We start from the raw sequence: 17,629 nt of genomic DNA on the forward strand, positions 1-17,629 counted from the left end.
CTCGGCCCCTGCCGCATCGCACAAATTTGCTTTTTAACTGTCTAGAACTATTCCAGAAAATTCTCTATATGCGGTGCATCCGTGCCAGCGGTCGGCGCGGGAACAGAACTAGCGCCGAACCAGCGCACGCGCCGCCTTGAACGGCTCGGGTTGCTTGGGAGCGGACAGCGGAAATGGCCGTACCCGCACCTTTGCGCGTGATTGCATGCCATCGGCGTCCGTTCCCTTTCAGGCTGAACAGACAAGGACGGATCGCACGTGTCAAAATCTCTCGACAGTTTCAATTGCCGCCGCACGCTGAAAGCGGGCGACGCCGAATATGCCTATTTCGACCTCGTCGAGGCCGAGAAGAACGGCCTCACCGGCATCGCCCAATTGCCTTATTCGATGAAGGTTCTGCTGGAGAACCTTCTGCGCAACGAGGACGGCCGCTCCGTCACCAAGGACTCGATCAAGGCCGTCGCCGGCTGGCTGACCGACAAGGGGACGGCCGGCGTCGAGATCGCCTATCGCCCCGCCCGCGTCCTGATGCAGGATTTCACCGGCGTTCCGGCGGTAGTCGACCTGGCGGCGATGCGCGACGCCATGGCCTCGCTCGGCGGCGACCCGCAAAAGATCAACCCGCTGGTGCCGGTCGACCTCGTCATCGACCATTCCGTCATTGTCGACGAATTCGGCTCGCCGATGGCTTTCGCCCGCAATGTCGAGCTCGAATATGAGCGCAACGAGGAACGCTACAAGTTCCTGAAATGGGGCCAGCAGGCGTTTCGCAATTTCCGCGTCGTGCCGCCCGGCACCGGCATCTGCCACCAGGTCAACCTCGAATATCTCGGCCAAGTGGTGTGGACCAACACCGAGGACGGCGAAACGACCGCCTATCCCGACACCTGCGTCGGCACCGATTCGCACACCACCATGATCAACGGCCTGGGCGTTCTCGGCTGGGGCGTCGGCGGCATCGAAGCCGAGGCGGCGATGCTCGGCCAGCCCGTCTCCATGCTCTTGCCCGAGGTCATCGGCTTCCGCCTCACCGGCAAGTTGAAGGAGGGCGTCACCGCCACCGACCTCGTGCTCACCGTCACCCAGATGCTGCGCAAGAAGGGCGTCGTCGGCAAGTTCGTCGAATTCTTCGGCCCTGGCCTTTCCAATATGACGCTGGCCGACCGCGCCACCATCGGCAACATGGCGCCTGAATATGGCGCCACCTGCGGCTTCTTCCCGGTCGATTCGGAGACCATCCGCTACCTCACAATGTCGGGCCGCGAGGAAAGCCGCATCGCGCTGGTCGAAGCCTACTCCAAGGCGCAAGGCATGTGGCGTGACGCAGGCTCCGCCGACCCGGTCTTCACCGATTTGCTGGAGCTCGATCTCGGCGACGTCGTGCCGTCGATGGCCGGCCCCAAGCGCCCGGAGGGCCGCGTGGCGCTGGAAGGCATCCCGACCGGCTTCGTCAAGGCTATGGACACCGAATACAAGAAGGCGGCGGAAATCTCGAAGCGCTACGCCGTCGAAGGCACCGGCCATGATCTCGGCCATGGCGACGTCGTCATAGCCGCCATCACCTCCTGCACCAACACCTCGAACCCGAGCGTGCTGATCGGCGCCGGCCTGCTCGCCCGCAACGCCAATCGCCTCGGCCTCAAGCAGAAACCCTGGGTGAAGACCTCGCTGGCGCCGGGCAGCCAGGTGGTCGCCGAGTATCTCGAGAAATCCGGCCTGCAGAAGGAGCTCGACCAGATCGGTTTCAACCTGGTCGGCTTCGGCTGCACCACCTGCATCGGCAATTCCGGTCCGCTGCCGGCGCCGATCTCCAAGACCATCAACGATAAGGGTTTGATTGCCGCCGCGGTGCTTTCCGGCAACCGCAACTTCGAGGGCCGCGTCTCGCCCGACGTGCAGGCGAACTATCTCGCCTCGCCGCCGCTGGTCGTGGCGCACGCGCTGGCCGGCACGGTGACGAAAGACCTGACCACCGAGCCGCTCGGCGAGGACAGGAACGGCAAGCCGGTCTACCTCAAGGATATCTGGCCGAGCTCGGCGGAAATCCAGGAATTCATCGAGAAGAACGTGACGCGCGAGCTGTTCGCCCGCAAGTATGCCGACGTCTTCAAGGGCGATGAGAACTGGCAGAACGTCAAGGCGCCGGAAGGCCAGACCTATGCCTGGGACGACAATTCCACCTATGTGCAGAATCCGCCCTATTTCGCCGGCATGACCACGGGGTTCGGCAAGATCGGCGACATCAAGGGCGCCCGCGTGCTGGGCCTGTTCGGCGACAAGATCACCACCGACCACATCTCGCCGGCGGGATCGATCAAGGCCGCCTCGCCGGCCGGCAAATACCTCACCGAGCATGGCGTCGGCGTCGCCGACTTCAACCAGTACGGCACGCGGCGCGGCAACCATGAGGTGATGATGCGCGGCACCTTCGCCAACATCCGCATCCGCAACCACATGCTGGGCGAGAACGGCAGGGAAGGCGGCTACACCATCCACTATCCCTCGAAGGAAGAGGAATCGATCTACGACGCGGCGATGCAATACAAGAAGGAAGGCGTGCCGCTGGTCATCTTCGCCGGCGTCGAATATGGCAACGGGTCGTCGCGCGACTGGGCGGCCAAGGGAACGAATCTCCTTGGTGTCCGCGCGGTCATCGCCCAGTCCTTCGAGCGCATCCACCGCTCCAATCTGGTCGGCATGGGAGTGATCCCCTTCGTCTTCGAGGAAGGCACCTCATGGGCTTCGCTCAACCTGAAAGGGGATGAGGTGGTCGAGATCGACGGCCTGGACGCCCTCAAGCCGCGCCAGAAGATGGAAGCCAGGATCACCTATGGCGACGGCACGGTGAAGAAGGTGCCGATCATCTGCCGCATCGATACGCTTGACGAACTCGACTACTTCAAGAACGGCGGCATCCTGCAATACGTACTGCGCGATCTTGCCGCGTAGCGGCAAGGGAGCAGGGCTTAGGCAGTAGGGAATAGGACCTACTGCCTACTGCCTCGCTGTGGCGTGCCGTAGCGCGCCGCGGCGGCCAGCAGCACGCCCAGCATCAGCCCGTTGAGCAAGTGCCAGAGGAAATGCGTGCCGAGCGGGAAGCTGGTGCAGACCAGCGGATCGACCATGCGGCAGATGACCGACAGCACGAAGATCGCCGAGCCGGCCAGATTGTACCAGCCGGCGCGATTGCCGCTCGCCGCCACCCATAGACCGAAGAAGGCGAGCGCAAGGAACGGCGGCAGGTAGCCTGTGGTGCCGTTCGACGCCTGGCGCAGCCAGTCCGGCACCGCGAATGTGATAAGCCCGGCAACGACATAGAAGCTGACGAAGACCGCAATTGCCTTGCCCCATTCCAGGCGCAGGAAGCGGCGCAGGTTGAACAGCGTGTAGGCCAGCGTGAAGCCGGCGATCGGCACCACGTCGGCCCAGACCGTTCCCTTGGTGGCGAAGATGTGAAAGATCGTCGAGCCGACGCCGATCGCCACCACCCACCAGGCCAGGACCTCGGCGAAAATGCCGGTTCTGCATCGCCGCACTTCGCGGACGCCCCATAGTCCCGCGGCAATAAAAGCCAGGTTGGTCAAAGCATTCGCAGGCTCTGCCCAAAGTTCAGGACCCGTTCGCTCGCAATAGAGATCGACTGGAGCCAGGAAACTTTGCCACATGCTGATGATCCCGCCCCCGAATCGAACCGCCGGTTGAAATGCAGTGGCTTCTCCTATTGCCGCCCTACCCAGGCTTGCAATGGCAAAATTTCACCGCAACGTGACTTCCCGTTGACTTCCGGTTCTGCCACATATTTCAGCCAATCAAAACAAAGCCGGCATCACCGGCGGGAATTGGATGGTCATGGCCTCGCGTAGATCATTGTGGCTGGCAGCGTTCGCGCTGGCCTTCTCGGCGTTTGCCGGTGCCGGGCATGCCGGCGAGTCCGGCAGGCTCCCGGCCGACAAGCCCCAGGGCGACAGGCCCGTGGGCGTGGTCGAGCTGTTCACCAGCCAAGGCTGCAGTTCCTGTCCGCCTGCCGACGCCTTCTTCTCCGAACTTGCTGCCAGGCAGGATCTCGTCGCGCTCTCCTATCACGTCGGCTACTGGGATTATCTCGGCTGGCGCGACACGCTGAGCAGCAAGGAGAACACCGAGCGGCAATATGAGTATATGCGGGCCTTCGGCAACCGCTCAGTCTATACGCCGCAGGCGGTCATCAACGGCCGGGTTCATGTCAACGGCGCCAATCGCGGCGAGGTCGATGGCCAGCTCGCCCGCATGGCAAGGATCGGCGAAGACATGCGGGTCGCCATCAAAGTCAGTCGGACCAGCGACCGTGTCATGATCGATGCCGGCGATGGCGGGACCGGTCCCAGCGATGCCCATGTCGTCATCGTCTATTTCGAGCCGCCGCAGACGGTCACGATCGGCCAGGGCGAGAACACGGGCCGCAAGATGACCTATTGGAACGCGGTGACCGGCATCCAGACCGCCGGCATCTGGCACGGCAAGGCGCAGCGCTACGAATTGCCGATGAGTGAGATTTCCAAGAAGGGCGGCTGCGCCGTGCTTTTGCAGTCCGTCGGCAAGGATGGCCTGCCGGGCCCCATCCTGGGCGCCGCCTTCATTCACCGCCCCGGTTCCGAGGCGCCGTTCGATCGAAGGCTCTGAAGCGCGCCGCCGAAAACGGAATGATGTGACGCGCTGTCGGTCTCCATTCATGCCTGTCGACCAAACGGAATCACGTTTGAGTGACCTGCCTCAATGGCCGGTCAGACGATCTGCGAAAGCGGCGAGGCGCGACGTCCGCCCCAGGCCGTTCGCCTCGCGCCGGTCGGCGATGCGGTAGAGCTGGTACATGGCATGCACGCCGAGCCAGCGCAGCGGCTCCGGCTCCCATTTCTTCACCCTGCGGTTGACCCAAGGCAACCGGGTCAGTTCCGTGTCGTGTCCGAGTAAGAGATCGCGCAAGGTGCGGCCGGACAGGTTCGAACTGGAAACGCCGAGCCCGACATAGCCGCCGGCCCAGCCGATGCCGCTTTCTCGATCGAAGCCGCATGTCGTACACCAGTCGCGGGGGGGGGCGAGCGTGCCGCACCAGGCATGGTCGAGCCGCACGCCTTTGGTCTGCGGCAGCAGCCTGGTCAGGATCTCGTGCAGCTGGTCGATGGTCGCCTGTTGTGTCTTGCCGCGCGTATCGGTGCGCGATCCGAAGCGGTAGGGCACGCCCCGGCCGCCCATGGCGATCCGGCCTTCCCGCGTGCGCTGCGCATAGCAATAGGTGTGCGCCGCATCGCCCAGCACCTCGTAGCCGCTCCAGCCGATTTCGTCCCAGAGCTTTTGCGGCAGCTTCTCGGTCACCACGATGGCGCTGTTCAGCGGCAACCAGAGACGCTCGTAGCCGGCAATGCCGGCGGTGAAGCCCTCGGTGGCGCGCACGATCTTTCCGGCGCGCACGATGCCGCGATCGGTGGTGACCTTGCCCTTCTCGAGCGCCAGCACCTGCGTCTGCTCGTAGATCGGAACGCCGAGTCGAACGACCGCCGCCGCCAGACCCTGCACGAGCTTGGCCGGCTGCACGCGCGCGACGTCGCGCACGACGAAAGCGCCCAATACATTGTCGATGGCGATGCGCTCGCGCGCCTCCTGCGCACCGAGGAAGGCCAGCCGCTCGGGCGGCATTTCCCAGTGCCGGGCCTCTTCGTACTCGGCTTTGGCGCGCTCAAGCTGCGCGGCGTTGGTGGCGACGGTGATGTTGTCGACGCGGCGGATATCGGCGTCGATCCCTTCGGCAGCGGCGATCGCGATCACCTCGTCGACCGTGCCGGACATGGCGCGCTGCATGTCGATCACAGCGCCGCGCGACGAGGTTTTTGCATATTTCTCGCGCGACCAGCTGAAGCCGCCGGACAGCCATCCGCCATTGCGGCCCGAGGCACCGAAGCCGGCGAACTCCTTTTCGACGATGGCGATGCGCAGCGCGGGCTCCGCTTTCTTGAGATAGTAGGCCGTCCACAGTCCGGTATAGCCGGCGCCGACGATGCAGACATCGGCCTCGATGTCGCCGGGCAAGGGTGGGCGGCTGGCCGGCGGGCCACCTATGTCGGCATACCAGAACGACACGTCGCCATTGCGCTGGGCTTGCATCTTGTGATCCGTTCTCCGTGCGATTTCAGGAAAAGGTGGAGCGGTTTCCCGTCCGGAACTGCGTTCAAAACCAAGAGAGGAAGCGGCCCGTCGTTTTCCATGGAAAGGCGAGGCCGCTTTGTTTCAGGTAAGGGTCAGGTCGGCGTTGTCGTCATCGGCGAGCAGTTTCACGTCGCCGCTGGCGAAGAGCACGTCGACCTCGTCTCCAATGGCAAAAGTGTCCGCGTCGAGCGTCGAGCGCACGATGGCTTTCGAGCCGTCGGCGAGCTCCACCTCGTATTTGGAGCCGGAGCCGAGATAGATGGCCTCGCCGATACGCCCGGCGAGCCGGTTGCGGCCATCCCCGCCGCCGCCGCGACGAACAAGCGCCAGCTTTTCGGGACGCAGCAACATCACCGGCTTGCCGCCATTAGCGAGACGCTTGGCGGTCGCCACTCTCTGCCCTGATATCTCGATCGCCGTCTCGTTGCCCGAGATGGCGGCGGGGCCGCGCAGCACGGTGGAATCGCCGATGAATTTGCCGACGAAAAGCGTCGCCGGCTCGTCGTAGAGTTCGCGGCCGGTGCCGATCTGCTCGATGCCGCCGCGGTTGAACACGGCGATGCGGTCGGAGAGCACCAGCGCCTCTTCCTGGTCGTGCGTCACATAGACGAAGGTGGTTCCGAGTTCGCGGTGGATGCGCTTGATCTCGAGCTGCAGCCATTCGCGCAGTTTCTTGTCCAGCGCACCGAGCGGCTCGTCCATCAGCAGCAGCGGCGGATCGAAGACGATGGCGCGGGCCAGCGCTACGCGCTGCTGCTGGCCGCCCGACAACTCGCTTGGGAAGCGGTGGCCGAAATCGGCCATCTTGACCATGTCGAGCGCGTGGCGGACGCGGCGTTCGCGTTCTGCTCCGGTGACGCCGCGCAGCTTCAGCGGATAGGCGACGTTGCGGCCGACCGTCATGTGCGGGAACAGTGCATAATGCTGGAAGACCACGCCGATGTTGCGCTTGTGCGCCGGCACGCCGACCACGCTCTTTTCCCTGACCAGCAGCTTGCCGCTGGTCAGGTCGGTAAAGCCGGCGATCACGTTCAGCGTCGTCGTTTTGCCTGAGCCGCTCGGACCGAGCAGCGTCATGAATTCGCCCGGCTCGATTCGCAGCGACACGCCGTCGAGCGCCTTGAAGGAACCATAGGCCTTGCTTACCGACTCCAGGTCGATCGCCGCACCGCGATTTTCCGCTTTCTGATTCATAAGCCTCCCTTCCGCTCACGGCCAAGAAGCAGCATGCCGCCGCCGATCAGCAGTGTCGTTGCGCATAAGAGGATCGCGCCGACGGCCGCGACCGTCGGATCGGCGTCGCGCGTGATGGAAGCGAAGATCTGCACCGGCAACGTCTTGAGATAGGGATTGGTGATGAACAGCGACACGACGATCTCGTCGAAGGAGGTCGCGAAGGCGAACAGCAGGCCGGACAGTATCCCGGGGGCAATCAGCGGCAGCGTCACCGTGCGGAACGTGGTGAGCGAACCTGCGCCCAGGCTCGCCGCGGCTGTCTCCAGCCGCTTGTCGAACACTTCGAGATTGGCCGAAACGGCGATCAGCACGAAAGGCAGCGCAAGGATGGTGTGGGCCAGCACGAAGCCGAGCAGCGTGCCGACAAGCCGCGTGTCGAGATAGACGGCGTAGATGCCGATGGCCAGGACAACGCCCGGCACCACCATCGGCGTCAGCATCAGCATGCGCAGGAGGTTTGCCGGCCGCGCCTGCATGCGGTCGAGGCCGAACGCGGCAAGGGTGCCGAGCACGGTTGCCAGAACCGCAACGATCGATGCGACTTTCAGCGAATTGAGGAAGCTGGTCGACCAATCCGGATTGGTGACGAAATTTTCGTACCATTGCCAGGAGAAGCCCTGCGGTGGAAATGCCAGCGATTTGTTCTCGTTGAATGACATCGGCACCACGACAAGCGTCGGTGCCACCAGCCAGATGGCTACCAGCAGGCAGACAAGGCCCAGCATGACGCGGGTGAGCAGCTTCATTTCCATCAGGGCCGCGCCGCTTGCCGATGGCTGGACCGCATCACGGGCGCGGCAAGCGCCAGCAGCACGAAGGTCGCGACGAGCAGCACCACGCCCATGGCGCCGCCCCTGCCCCATTGCAGGAGGCTGAGCACCTGTGTCTGCACCAGCGTCGACAGCATCGTCGAGCGCGGTCCGCCGAGCAGGGCCGGCGTGATGTAGAAGCCGAGCGCCAGGATGAAGACGATGATCGCGCCGGCATAGACGCCAGGCAGCGACAACGGCAGATACACGGTGAGGAACGCGCGCGAGGGTCTTGCCCCGAGGCTCCGCGCGGCTTGCACCAGCCTGAGATCGATGCCTTTCATGACCGAATAGAGCGGCAGGATCATGAAAGGCAAAAGCACCTGCGCCATGCCGATGACCACGCCCGTCTGGGTGCGGATCAGCCTGATGCCACCGAACCCGAGCGCCCGCAGGATCGAGTTGATGACCCCCGAATCCTGCAGCAGTATCACCCAGGACAAAGTGCGTACCACGCCGCTCACCCAAAACGGGATCAGCACACAGAGCAGCAGCACCAAGCGCACGCGTGGTCGGACCGCGGTCATCAGATAGGCATAGGGATAGGCGCAAACCACGCAGACCAGCGTGACCCACGCTGAAATGAGGAAGGTCCGCTGGAGCACGGCCAGGTTGATGGGCGCGCCGAAGAACCAGATATAGTTCTGAAGGCCCCACTGCGGCTCCGACAGGCTGCGCACGACGATGGTGAGCAGCGGATAGCCAATCACCGCGAAGAGCAGGACCAGCGCCGGCAGCGCGAGCGCGAACGGCCGCCATGCCCGGCGCCTTTCGGCGGCCGGAATGGTTGGCTTGGACACGCTCACGGCCTTGGCCTCCCTCAGTTAGTCAGTTGCCGGACATCAGCGCGGACCACTTCTCCTGCGCCACCGCGAAATTCGGGACCCAGAACTTGAAGTTCTGCTTATAGCCCTGCTTCTGGCGTTCGGGCGTGTTGGTCAGGAAAGCGGAGACGGAAGCGTCGACCTTGGGCTGCGCTTCACTGTTGATCGGCGTGTAAGACGTTTGCTCCGTCAACACCTCCTGCGCGTGCTTGCCAAGATAGGCGTTGAGCAGCGCGTAGGATGCCTCCGTGTCCTTGGCGCCGACAGGGATCGTCATCTGATCCATCACCACCAGCCAGTCCTGCCAGGCCGGTGCGTATTTGGCGCCGTTCTTGACCGCGGTCATGGCGCGGCCTGTCCACATCATCAGCATGTCGGCCTCGCCGGATTCGGCGAGTTGCTGCGATTCTGCACCCGTCTTCCAGAAGATGGTATCGGGGCCGAGCTTGCGAACCACATCGATGGCCTTGTCGATATCGGCCACCGTCATCGCCTTCGGGTCACCGCCGGCAACCTTGAATGCCTGTTCCAGCAAGCCACCGGTTGGGCTGCCGGAGCCGTCGATTCCGCGCACGCCCGGGAATTTCTGCGTGTCGAAGAAGTCGGCCCAGCTCTTGGGCGGATTATCCTTGTACTTTTCGGTGTTGTACATCAGCACGACGCCGTAGTTCATCGCCGGCACCGAGCATTCGCCGACCTGGCCCTCGGGAATTTTCGAGATGTCGAGTTTGGTGAGGTCCAGCTTCTGGAACAGTTTGCCGCAATAGACATAGGGCGGCAGATCGTCGGTATCGACAACGTCCCATGTCACATTGCCGGACTCGACCTGCGCCTGCAGCTTGGCGATCTCGGTCGGGCCGTCATTGAGCAGCTTGACGCCCGACTTGTCGACGAACTCCTTGAGCGCCGCCGCCTGGCCGTCCTGGTAGATGCCGCCATAGGACACAAAGGTCAGCGTCTTGCCCTTCAGCGAGCCTTCGGCCACCTCTCCGGCAACCGGCTTCGATTGCGCGAGCGCGGCCGTCGCCGCCAGAAGCACGCCCAGGCACGCCGCATGTGCAAATTTCACTTTCATGTTCAACTCTCCCATTCCAGAGCTCGCATTTGTTCTCATTCACCCGGATGCGAGCGGTTTCCGGGCCTGTACTGATCGAGTTCGAGCGCGCCGGCGGTCGGCGGCGCGATGATCCAGAGCACCTCCGCCGGCGTGTCGCCGACATTGACCGTGCGGTGCGGCACCGAGGTCGCATACTCGACGCTGTCGCCTTCGCGCATCAGATGGCGCTCGTCGGCAAGCGTCAGTTCGACGGTTCCCTTGAGCACCATGAACATCTCATGCTCGCCGCCATGCACATAGGCGTCGTCGCCAGTCGAGCCGCCGACCTCGAAATGGCCCGCATAGACCTCGAACTGGTGGATCGGCCGCCGCGACAAAAGCATCTTGCGGCCTCGCACGCCGACGGGAACGACGGGCCGTTCCTCGCGCCTCAGCACCTTGTGCAACGGACGGCTGCTGCCCTCGAACAGGTCGTTGATGCCGAGATCGAGAGCGGCGGCGATCTTGAGCAGCGTGCCTGTGTTGGCGCCGCACAGATTGCGCTCGAGCTGGCTGATGAAGCTCGCCGTCGTGCCGGTCATGTCGGCCAACCGGCGCAGCGAGACGCGCCTTGCCATGCGCAGCGCCTTGATGCGGGGACCGACGCCGCCGGCCTCAGGGGTGGCCGCGATCGTGCCATTCACCTCTTTCGCCGTGGAGTCCGATACGCGTGGCATTGCCGCTCCCGTTTCACTTAACACCTTATTAAGTGGCGATGGCGTTTGCAAGCGACGGCGGCGTGCCAAGATGTCGGTGCGGATCGATCCTGTCGGTCGCACCGGGATCGGGCTGAAAACCGTCCCCTGCGGCGGGAAATCCACCTCCGCGGCGATCCAGGCATGAAAAAACCGACGTCAGCTTGCTTCTGACGTCGGTCATTTAGGTTTGGGATCGTCGCACCCGGTCTTTCCGAAGAAAAACCGAGGTTGGTTCGATCCGACGCAGACCCGTGGGCGGGGGGCTTGGGGTTTACGAGCCGGTGCCGGACCGAACCGTCTCAGGCAACGCCGGTAAATTCGTCGGACATTGGGGCATGAGCGCGGATAAAAAATGGCGAGAATGTGGCGGAGCATCACCAATTCCAACATGTCGTTTGCAAACGTGACTGGACGCGACGGAAATGGCGCGGGTCCGCACCGCTTCGCCGGCACTTGCAATTCGATGGCGAAAGCGCCAACTTTGGTTGGCAAAGATTCATTTTTGAAGGATCGAGGCATGACCGATCACGGCGGCGGGACGGAGGATGGCGACGCATCCGCAATACTGATCCCGCTCCACGAGGCACGCCGTGCGCGCCTCGACCAGCCGGTGCGCTTCGAGCGGCGCGAACTGGACCAGATCCTGAAACTCTACGGGCGCATGGTCGCCGCCAATGAATGGCGCGACTACGCTATCGATCATCTCACCGACAGGGCCGTGTTTTCGGTGTTCCGCCGGGCCAGCGAAGTGCCGCTGTTCCAGATCGTCAAGGACCCGAAGCTGGCACGCAAGCAAGGCGCCTTCGCCGTCATCGCCGCGGGCGGCCGCATCCTCAAGCGCGGGCAGGAGCTTGGCCGTGTGCTCGGCGTCTTCGACAGCAAGCTGAAGCTGGTCGAGGCCTGAGCTGGGAACTGAAGAATTGAGGAATTGGGGAACTGAAGAACAAAGAAGACGGCCGCCATGTCAGACGCTGAGTGCCAATTCTTCAATTCTTCATTTCTTCAGTTCTCTCTGACGCCTCGCGGAACTTTCGTTCCGGCAGCGAGTCCGGATCGGGCGGCACCGATGCACCGCCGTTCAGCGCCAGTTGCATGAACACCGTGTCCAGCCAGCGTCCGTGCTTGTAGCCGGAGCCTTCGAGGCGGCCGGAATGATGAAAGCCGAGCTTTTCGTGCAGCTTGACGGAAGCGCTGTCGGGATGGCCGTCGCCGATCACAGCGACGATCTGGCGAAAGCCCGCCGCCTCGGCCGCCGCGATCAGGCTTTGCATCAGTTTGAGGCCGACACCCTGGCCCTTGGCATCAGGCGCGACATAGACGGAGTCCTCGACGATGAAGCGATAGGCCGGGCGGGGCCGGAAGGGACCGGCATAGGCATAGCCGAGCACGGCGCCAGCCTTTTCCGCCACAAGGTAAGGGAAGCCGCCGGCCTGGAGCGTGTCGAATCGCGTGCCCATTTCGGCGCGCCCCGGCGGCTCCAGCTCGTAGCTCGCCGTACCGCGGGTCACAGCGTCGGCATAGATTTGGGTAATGGTGTCGAGGTCGGCCGCGCGTGCGGCCCGTATAACGATAGTGCTCACTCTTTATGCAGACCTCTTTGTCTGCCTGCAATAACAGCAAAGGTCGACGCAAAAGAAAAGGGCGGCCGTTGGGCCGCCCCTTCCAACCCGATGGTCCAGTCAGACCATGACGCGGACCAGGCCTTAGCGGCGGTCGCCCATGAACTGGAGCAGGAACATGAACAGGTTGATGAAGTCGAGATAGAGCGTCAGCGCGCCCATGATGGCTTTGCGGCCAGCGACGTCGGAAGCGTCGCCCTCGAAATACATCTCCTTGATCTTCTGCGTGTCGTAGGCGGTGAGGCCGGCGAAGACCAGCACGCCGATCGCCGAGACGGCGAAGGACAGCGCCGACGACTGCAGGAAGATGTTGATCACCATCGCGATGATGATGCCGAACACGCCCATGATCAGGAACGAGCCCATCGCCGTCAGGTCGCGCTTGGTCGTGTAGCCGAACAGCGACAGCGCGCCGAAGGCCGCGGCGGTGGCGAAGAAGGTCTGCGAGATGCTGGCGGTGGTATAGACCAGGAAGATCGACGACAGCGATAGGCCGACCAGGCCCGCATAGACCCAGAACGTCGTCTGCGCCGCCGACACGCTCATCGACTGGACGCGGAACGACAGGAACAGAACGGCGGCCAGCGGGGCCAGCATCACCAGCCAGCGCAGCGGCGAGCCGAAGATCGCGTAGCCGAACGAGGTCAGCATCTCGCCGCTCGGCAGCGTCGCGACAGCCGAGGCCGGATCGGTGGTTGTGGCCAGCATGATCGTGCCGACGGCGGCAAGACCAGTGATGAGGAGACCAAGCCCCATCAAATTGTAGACCTTGATCATGTAGGCGCGTAGGCCCTGATCGATGTCGACGGCTGCGCCGGGCACGGCGCGCGTCTGATAGTTGCGAATGGGTTCAGCCATTGTGGTCCTCTATTGCTTCTGCCCCGTCCGGTGTCGGGTCCACCCGGACCCAGGCGCCGCTGGCGGGACTCCAGCATGCCTGCGGCGAAATATGATGGTTATTCGCGCCAAGAACAAGACCGTAACCGGGTGTAATGCTTCGTGAGGCACGCATGGCGCGGTTTTCCAGCCCTTTGGCCGCGAAACATTACGCCGATTTAACCAAATGACGGCGGTCGGCGGGGTGGAACCGATGCGGACTCAGAGGTTGCGCAGCACGGGCGCTGCCTTGTGGCCGAGCACCCGCCAGGTGCCGGCGAGACCGATGCCGACGGTGATGACCAGCGCAAAGAGAATGGTCGCCACCGCCACTTCCGGCATGAAATGCGACGGCAATGTCATGATGCGGGCGACGACGAACCATGCAGCGGCACTGCCGGCGGCGAGCGCGAAGACAGCCGTGGCGAGGCCGATCAGCATGTATTCGAGCGAGAAGGCCGATATCAGCGTCAGCCGCGTCGCGCCCAGCGTCTTCAGCACCACCGCGTCGTGGATGCGCGCCCGGTTGCCGGCGGCGAGCGCGCCGGCCAGCACCAGCACCGACGCGATCAGTGCCACGCCGGCCGCGGCCCTGATCGCCGCGCCGAGCTGTCCGACCAGCCGGTTGACGATGTCGAGCGCATCCTTGACGCGCACCGTGGTGACTGCCGGGAAGGCGCGGGTGACGGCATTGAGGATGCGGGCGTCGTCGGCCGCCGTGGCGCTCTTTTCGGTCAGCGTCGCCACCCAGCCATGCGGCGCGCCGGCAAATGTGTTGGGCGAGAACATCATGACGAAGTTGATGCCCATCGTCTCCCATTCGACCTGGCGGAAATTGGCGATCCTGGCCGTGACATTGCGGCCGAGCACGTTGACGGTGACGGTATCGCCGAGCTTGAGCCCGATTTCCTTGCCTTCCTTGTCGGAAAACGAGACGAGCGGCTCGCCGGTATAATTGGCCGGCCACCAGCTGCCATCGGTCAGCGTCGCGTTGTCCGGTTGCTTGGCCTCATAAGTCAGGCCGCGGTCGCCGCGCAGCACCCAGGCGCCCTCCGCCGGCACCTTGACCTTGTCGACGGCGACGCCGTTCAGCGCCATCACCCGGCCGCGCAGCATTGGCACCTTGGCAAGCGTCCCCTGTGGGGCCTCCTTGCTGATCAGACTGGAGAAGCCGTCGACATCGCTGCTCTGGATATCGACGAAGAAGAAGTTCGGCGCCCGCTCCGGCAGGCTGCCGGAGATCTGCCGCCGCAGATTGCCGTCGATCAGCGCCAGCGTCACCAGCAGCGTCAGCCCAAGCCCCAGCGACAGCACCACCGACGGCGTCAGCGCGCCTGGCCGATGGATGTTGCCGACGGCGAGCCTGAGCGCCACGAAGCGCACCCGCGGGCTCTTCCTTGCCGCCCATTGCACCAGCGCACCGACCAGACGCAGCACCAGGAAAGCGAAGATGGTGGCCCCGACGAAGATCGAAGCGATGCGCTGGTCGCCCGAAAACAGAATGGCGAGCGCTGCAAGAAGCGCTGCGATGCCGAGCGCCGAAACGGCATAGACAGGGCGCGGAAAACCGCGGCCTTCCAGCCCCATCTCGCGGAACAGCGCGGTCGCCGGTACATCGTGGGCGCGGCCGAGCGGCAGCAGCGCGAAGACCAGCGTCACCAGCAACCCGAACAGAGCCGCCATGCCGAGCGCGCCGGGATAAAAGCCGCCTTGCGCCGGCACCGGAATGACCGACTGAAGTGCGGCGCTCGCGGCGAAGGGCATCAGCGCACCGAGCACCAGACCGGCGGCGATGCCGAGGGCCGCGATCATCAGGATCTGCACGAGGTAAACGGCAAAGACGAAGCCGCCTGATGCGCCCAGGCTCTTGAAGGTGGCGATGACGCCGCGCTTGCCGTCGAGATAGGCGCGCACCGCGTTGGCGACGCCGACGCCGCCGACCACCAGCGCCGTCAGCCCGACCAAAGTCAGGAATTGCGAAAAGCGCTCGATGTTGGAAGAGAGCGCCGGGGCCGCATTGCTGCGCGTGCGGATCGACCAGCCGGACTCGGGGAAATCCTTGGCTGCCTCGTCCTGGATGGCCTTGAGCCGCGCCTCGTCGGCGTCGGCAGGCAGCTGGACCTTGTAGGCATTCTCGACCAGGCTGCCCGGCTGAACCAGCCCTGTGGCGGCCAGACCCTCGGTCGAGATCATCAGGCGCGGCGCGAAACCAAAGCCTTCGGACACGGCATCGGGCTCGGTGACCAGCCTGGCGCGCAGTTCGAAGGTGGCGGTTCCGAGCTTCAACCGATCGCCGAGCTTCACATGCAGCCGTTCGAACAGCAGGTCGGGCGCGGCCGCGCCGAAAACACCGAACTGTTCGCCGAACAGTTCCTTCTTCGTCAGCGCCGGCTCGGTTTCCAGCGCACCGTAAAGCGGATAGGCCTCGTCCACGGCCTTGGCCTCGACCAGCGCCTGATCGGAGCCGTCGGCAAGCCGCGCCATCGAGCGCATGCTGGCGGTTCTCGACACGGTGCCCAGTCCATCGAGGAAGCCGCGTTCGGCTTCGCTTGCGTCGCGCTGGTTAAGCTGGAAGCGCAGATCGCCGCCAAGCAGCGTCTGGCCCTGGTTGGCGACGCCGGCACTGATCGAGCGCGCGACGGAATTCACGCCGCCGATCGCCGCGACGCCGAGCGCGATGCAGGCAAGAAAGATCAGAAAGCCGGACAGGCCGCCGCGCATTTCGCGCAGGGAGAAGCGGACGGCGAGTTTTAACGTCCGCGCCGGCGACATCAGGCGATGGCCTTGGTCGGCGCCGGTGCCTCGATCCTGCCGGAGCGCATGGAGACCTGGCGCGAACAGCGCGCCGCGAGCGCCTGGTCATGGGTGACCAGCACCAGAGTCATGCCGCGCTCGGCCGCCTTGGCGAACAGGAGATCGGCGACCTGCCTGCCGGTCGCCTGATCGAGATTGCCGGTCGGCTCGTCGGCGATGAGGATGCGCGGCGACGGCGCAAGCGCCCGGGCGATCGCGACGCGCTGCTGCTCGCCGCCCGAAAGTTCGCCGGGATAGTGCGTGACGCGGTCGCTCAGACCCACCGCCGTCAGCTCGCGTTGCGCCACCGAGAACGGATCGGCATGGCCGGCCAGCTCCAGCGGCACGGCCACATTTTCGAGCGCCGTCATATTGGGGATGAGATGGAAGGACTGGAACACAATGCCGATGTTTCGCCCCCGAAACGATGCGATCTGATCCTCGCTCTTGCCGTTGAGCAACTCGCCAGCAATTCGTACCGTGCCCGAATCGACCCTTTCCAGACCGGCGAGAACCATGAGCAGCGTCGACTTGCCCGACCCCGACGGTCCGACGATGCCGGTCGCCTCGCCGCGCGCCACATCGAGGCTGACGCCCTTCAGCACATGGACGGACGAGGCGCCTTCGCCCAATGTCAGCGATACGTCTTTCAGCTCGATGACGGCTTCTGTCAAAATGAAAGCGTCCTATATGGAGATGAGGGCTCCGCCTGCCGGGCCGTCGCCGGAAGAATTCTCTGTCATATGGGACCTGCCGCATGTCTTTCCAACGCAGAATTGCCGCAGGCCTGATCGTTTTCCTCGCCAGTTGCGGCGCCATTTCGTCGGCACGCGCCGAGCCTTTCAAGATCGTCGGTTTCGGCGACAGCCTTATGGCCGGCTTCGGCCTCGGACCCGACGAGGGTTTTACCGACAGGCTGCAGGCGGCGCTGCGCGCCAGGGGCAGGGATGTAACCGTCGACAATGCCGGCGTTTCCGGCGACACCTCCAGCGGCGGGCTGGCGCGGCTCGACTGGTCGGTGCCGGACGGCACGCAGCTTGTCATCCTCGAACTCGGCGCCAACGACATGCTGCGCGGCGTTTCGCCCGACATCACCCGCAAGAACCTGGATACGATGCTGGCCAAGCTGAAAGAGCGCAAGATCGCCGTTCTGCTGGCCGGCATGCGCGCAGCGCCCAATCTCGGCGCCGATTATCAGAATGCCTTCGACTCCATCTTTCCGGAACTGGCCGCAAAATATGGCGTTACTTTGTACCCGTTCTTTCTCGACGGCGTAGCCGGCCAGTCCGCCCTGCAGCTTGAGGATGGCTTGCATCCGAACGCCAAGGGGGTCGCCCAGATGGTCGAGCGCATCTTGCCTGCGGTCGAGAAGGCTATCGCGGCAGCGCCGGGAGGATCGTGAGACGGGATAGGTCCTTTCCGTTGGGGAAATCTTTTTGACGAGACCTGTGACCAACAAATCTCTTGCCCCGCTTGATTATCGATGATTCGCTAGGGGCAC

At 64.1% G+C, this 17,629-nt stretch carries 15 protein-coding genes; 4 read left to right on the plus strand and 11 right to left on the minus strand.

All coding sequences use genetic code 11. The features are described 5' to 3' along the window. Positions 1 to 258 precede the first annotated feature (258 nt). A complete protein-coding gene (gene acnA, locus LB533_RS02205) occupies positions 259 to 2,949 on the plus strand; it encodes an aconitate hydratase AcnA (RefSeq protein WP_224676541.1) in 2,691 nt (896 codons plus the stop codon). 38 nt (positions 2,950 to 2,987) lie between these two features. Here the strand turns inward: acnA and LB533_RS02210 are convergent, their stop codons facing one another. Beyond that, positions 2,988 to 3,665 (minus strand): ceramidase domain-containing protein, encoded by a 678-nt coding sequence (locus tag LB533_RS02210; RefSeq protein ID WP_224676542.1) that lies wholly within the window; start codon positions 3,663 to 3,665, stop codon positions 2,988 to 2,990. A 178-nt stretch (positions 3,666 to 3,843) separates the two neighbouring features. On the opposite strand from LB533_RS02210, the gene LB533_RS02215 reads away from it, so the two are divergent. Next, positions 3,844 to 4,659: a DUF1223 domain-containing protein gene (locus LB533_RS02215; RefSeq protein WP_224676543.1), complete on the plus strand. Its 816-nt coding sequence runs from the start codon at positions 3,844 to 3,846 to the stop codon at positions 4,657 to 4,659. Positions 4,660 to 4,749: 90 nt separating this feature from the next. On the opposite strand, the gene LB533_RS02220 is transcribed toward LB533_RS02215, so the two are convergent. The 6 genes from LB533_RS02220 to LB533_RS02245 all read right to left on the minus strand — a co-directional run bounded on the left by LB533_RS02220 (position 4,750) and on the right by LB533_RS02245 (position 10,819). After that, on the minus strand, positions 4,750 to 6,135 hold the full coding sequence (locus LB533_RS02220) for an NAD(P)/FAD-dependent oxidoreductase (RefSeq protein ID WP_224676544.1): 1,386 nt from the start codon (positions 6,133 to 6,135) through the stop codon (positions 4,750 to 4,752). 123 nt (positions 6,136 to 6,258) lie between these two features. Beyond that, positions 6,259 to 7,371 carry an ABC transporter ATP-binding protein gene (locus LB533_RS02225; protein ID WP_224676545.1) on the minus strand — a complete coding sequence of 371 codons (1,113 nt, stop codon included), beginning with the start codon at positions 7,369 to 7,371 and terminating at the stop codon, positions 6,259 to 6,261. Then, a complete protein-coding gene (locus LB533_RS02230; protein WP_224676546.1) occupies positions 7,368 to 8,165 on the minus strand; it encodes an ABC transporter permease in 798 nt (265 codons plus the stop codon). The genes LB533_RS02225 and LB533_RS02230 overlap by 4 nt, the downstream gene beginning before the upstream one ends. Further along, on the minus strand, positions 8,165 to 9,028 hold the full coding sequence (locus LB533_RS02235) for an ABC transporter permease (protein WP_140643476.1): 864 nt from the start codon (positions 9,026 to 9,028) through the stop codon (positions 8,165 to 8,167). The genes LB533_RS02230 and LB533_RS02235 overlap by 1 nt, the downstream gene beginning before the upstream one ends. 22 nt (positions 9,029 to 9,050) lie before the next feature. Then, positions 9,051 to 10,121, minus strand: a complete 1,071-nt coding sequence (locus LB533_RS02240) for an extracellular solute-binding protein (RefSeq protein ID WP_181169547.1) — start codon at positions 10,119 to 10,121, stop codon at positions 9,051 to 9,053. A gap of 35 nt (positions 10,122 to 10,156) precedes the next feature. After that, the gene (locus LB533_RS02245; protein ID WP_224676547.1) at positions 10,157 to 10,819 is read right to left on the minus strand and encodes a helix-turn-helix domain-containing protein; all 663 of its coding nucleotides are present in this window, start codon (positions 10,817 to 10,819) and stop codon (positions 10,157 to 10,159) included. Positions 10,820 to 11,357: 538 nt separating this feature from the next. Here LB533_RS02245 and LB533_RS02250 point away from each other — a divergent pair. Then, positions 11,358 to 11,744 (plus strand): DUF2794 domain-containing protein, encoded by a 387-nt coding sequence (locus tag LB533_RS02250; protein ID WP_140514020.1) that lies wholly within the window; start codon positions 11,358 to 11,360, stop codon positions 11,742 to 11,744. 82 nt (positions 11,745 to 11,826) lie between these two features. On the opposite strand, the gene LB533_RS02255 is transcribed toward LB533_RS02250, so the two are convergent. The 4 genes from LB533_RS02255 to LB533_RS02270 all read right to left on the minus strand — a co-directional run bounded on the left by LB533_RS02255 (position 11,827) and on the right by LB533_RS02270 (position 16,802). Next, the gene (locus LB533_RS02255) at positions 11,827 to 12,420 is read right to left on the minus strand and encodes a GNAT family N-acetyltransferase (protein WP_224676548.1); all 594 of its coding nucleotides are present in this window, start codon (positions 12,418 to 12,420) and stop codon (positions 11,827 to 11,829) included. 123 nt (positions 12,421 to 12,543) lie between these two features. Beyond that, positions 12,544 to 13,317 (minus strand): Bax inhibitor-1/YccA family protein, encoded by a 774-nt coding sequence (locus LB533_RS02260; RefSeq protein WP_140492223.1) that lies wholly within the window; start codon positions 13,315 to 13,317, stop codon positions 12,544 to 12,546. A 240-nt stretch (positions 13,318 to 13,557) separates the two neighbouring features. Beyond that, positions 13,558 to 16,107 carry an ABC transporter permease gene (locus tag LB533_RS02265; RefSeq protein WP_224676549.1) on the minus strand — a complete coding sequence of 850 codons (2,550 nt, stop codon included), beginning with the start codon at positions 16,105 to 16,107 and terminating at the stop codon, positions 13,558 to 13,560. Beyond that, complete coding sequence (locus LB533_RS02270; RefSeq protein ID WP_140643485.1) at positions 16,107 to 16,802, minus strand: ABC transporter ATP-binding protein; 696 nt, start codon at positions 16,800 to 16,802, stop codon at positions 16,107 to 16,109. The genes LB533_RS02265 and LB533_RS02270 overlap by 1 nt, the downstream gene beginning before the upstream one ends. Before the next feature lie 83 nt (positions 16,803 to 16,885). Between LB533_RS02270 and LB533_RS02275 the strand changes: the two genes are divergently transcribed. Beyond that, the gene (locus LB533_RS02275) at positions 16,886 to 17,530 is read left to right on the plus strand and encodes an arylesterase (protein WP_140643487.1); all 645 of its coding nucleotides are present in this window, start codon (positions 16,886 to 16,888) and stop codon (positions 17,528 to 17,530) included. The last annotated feature ends 99 nt before the right edge of the window (positions 17,531 to 17,629 follow it).

It is taken from the genome of Mesorhizobium sp. BR1-1-13 (assembly GCF_020165515.1).
In the GTDB taxonomy this organism is placed as follows: Bacteria; Pseudomonadota; Alphaproteobacteria; order Rhizobiales; family Rhizobiaceae; genus Mesorhizobium.

Bases quoted from the DNA above. Each gene is read 5' to 3' on its own strand.
- LB533_RS02225 (WP_224676545.1), bottom strand. From the start codon at position 7,371: ATGAATCAGAAAGCGGAAAATCGCGGTGCGGCGATCGACCTGGAGTCG.
- LB533_RS02265 (WP_224676549.1), bottom strand. From the start codon at position 16,107: ATGTCGCCGGCGCGGACGTTAAAACTCGCCGTCCGCTTCTCCCTGCGC.
- LB533_RS02245 (WP_224676547.1), bottom strand. From the start codon at position 10,819: ATGCCACGCGTATCGGACTCCACGGCGAAAGAGGTGAATGGCACGATC.
- LB533_RS02250 (WP_140514020.1), top strand. From the start codon at position 11,358: ATGACCGATCACGGCGGCGGGACGGAGGATGGCGACGCATCCGCAATA.
- LB533_RS02275 (WP_140643487.1), top strand. From the start codon at position 16,886: ATGTCTTTCCAACGCAGAATTGCCGCAGGCCTGATCGTTTTCCTCGCC.
- LB533_RS02215 (WP_224676543.1), top strand. From the start codon at position 3,844: ATGGTCATGGCCTCGCGTAGATCATTGTGGCTGGCAGCGTTCGCGCTG.
- LB533_RS02240 (WP_181169547.1), bottom strand. From the start codon at position 10,121: ATGAAAGTGAAATTTGCACATGCGGCGTGCCTGGGCGTGCTTCTGGCG.
- LB533_RS02230 (WP_224676546.1), bottom strand. From the start codon at position 8,165: ATGGAAATGAAGCTGCTCACCCGCGTCATGCTGGGCCTTGTCTGCCTG.
- LB533_RS02260 (WP_140492223.1), bottom strand. From the start codon at position 13,317: ATGGCTGAACCCATTCGCAACTATCAGACGCGCGCCGTGCCCGGCGCA.
- LB533_RS02220 (WP_224676544.1), bottom strand. From the start codon at position 6,135: ATGCAAGCCCAGCGCAATGGCGACGTGTCGTTCTGGTATGCCGACATA.
- LB533_RS02210 (WP_224676542.1), bottom strand. From the start codon at position 3,665: ATGTGGCAAAGTTTCCTGGCTCCAGTCGATCTCTATTGCGAGCGAACG.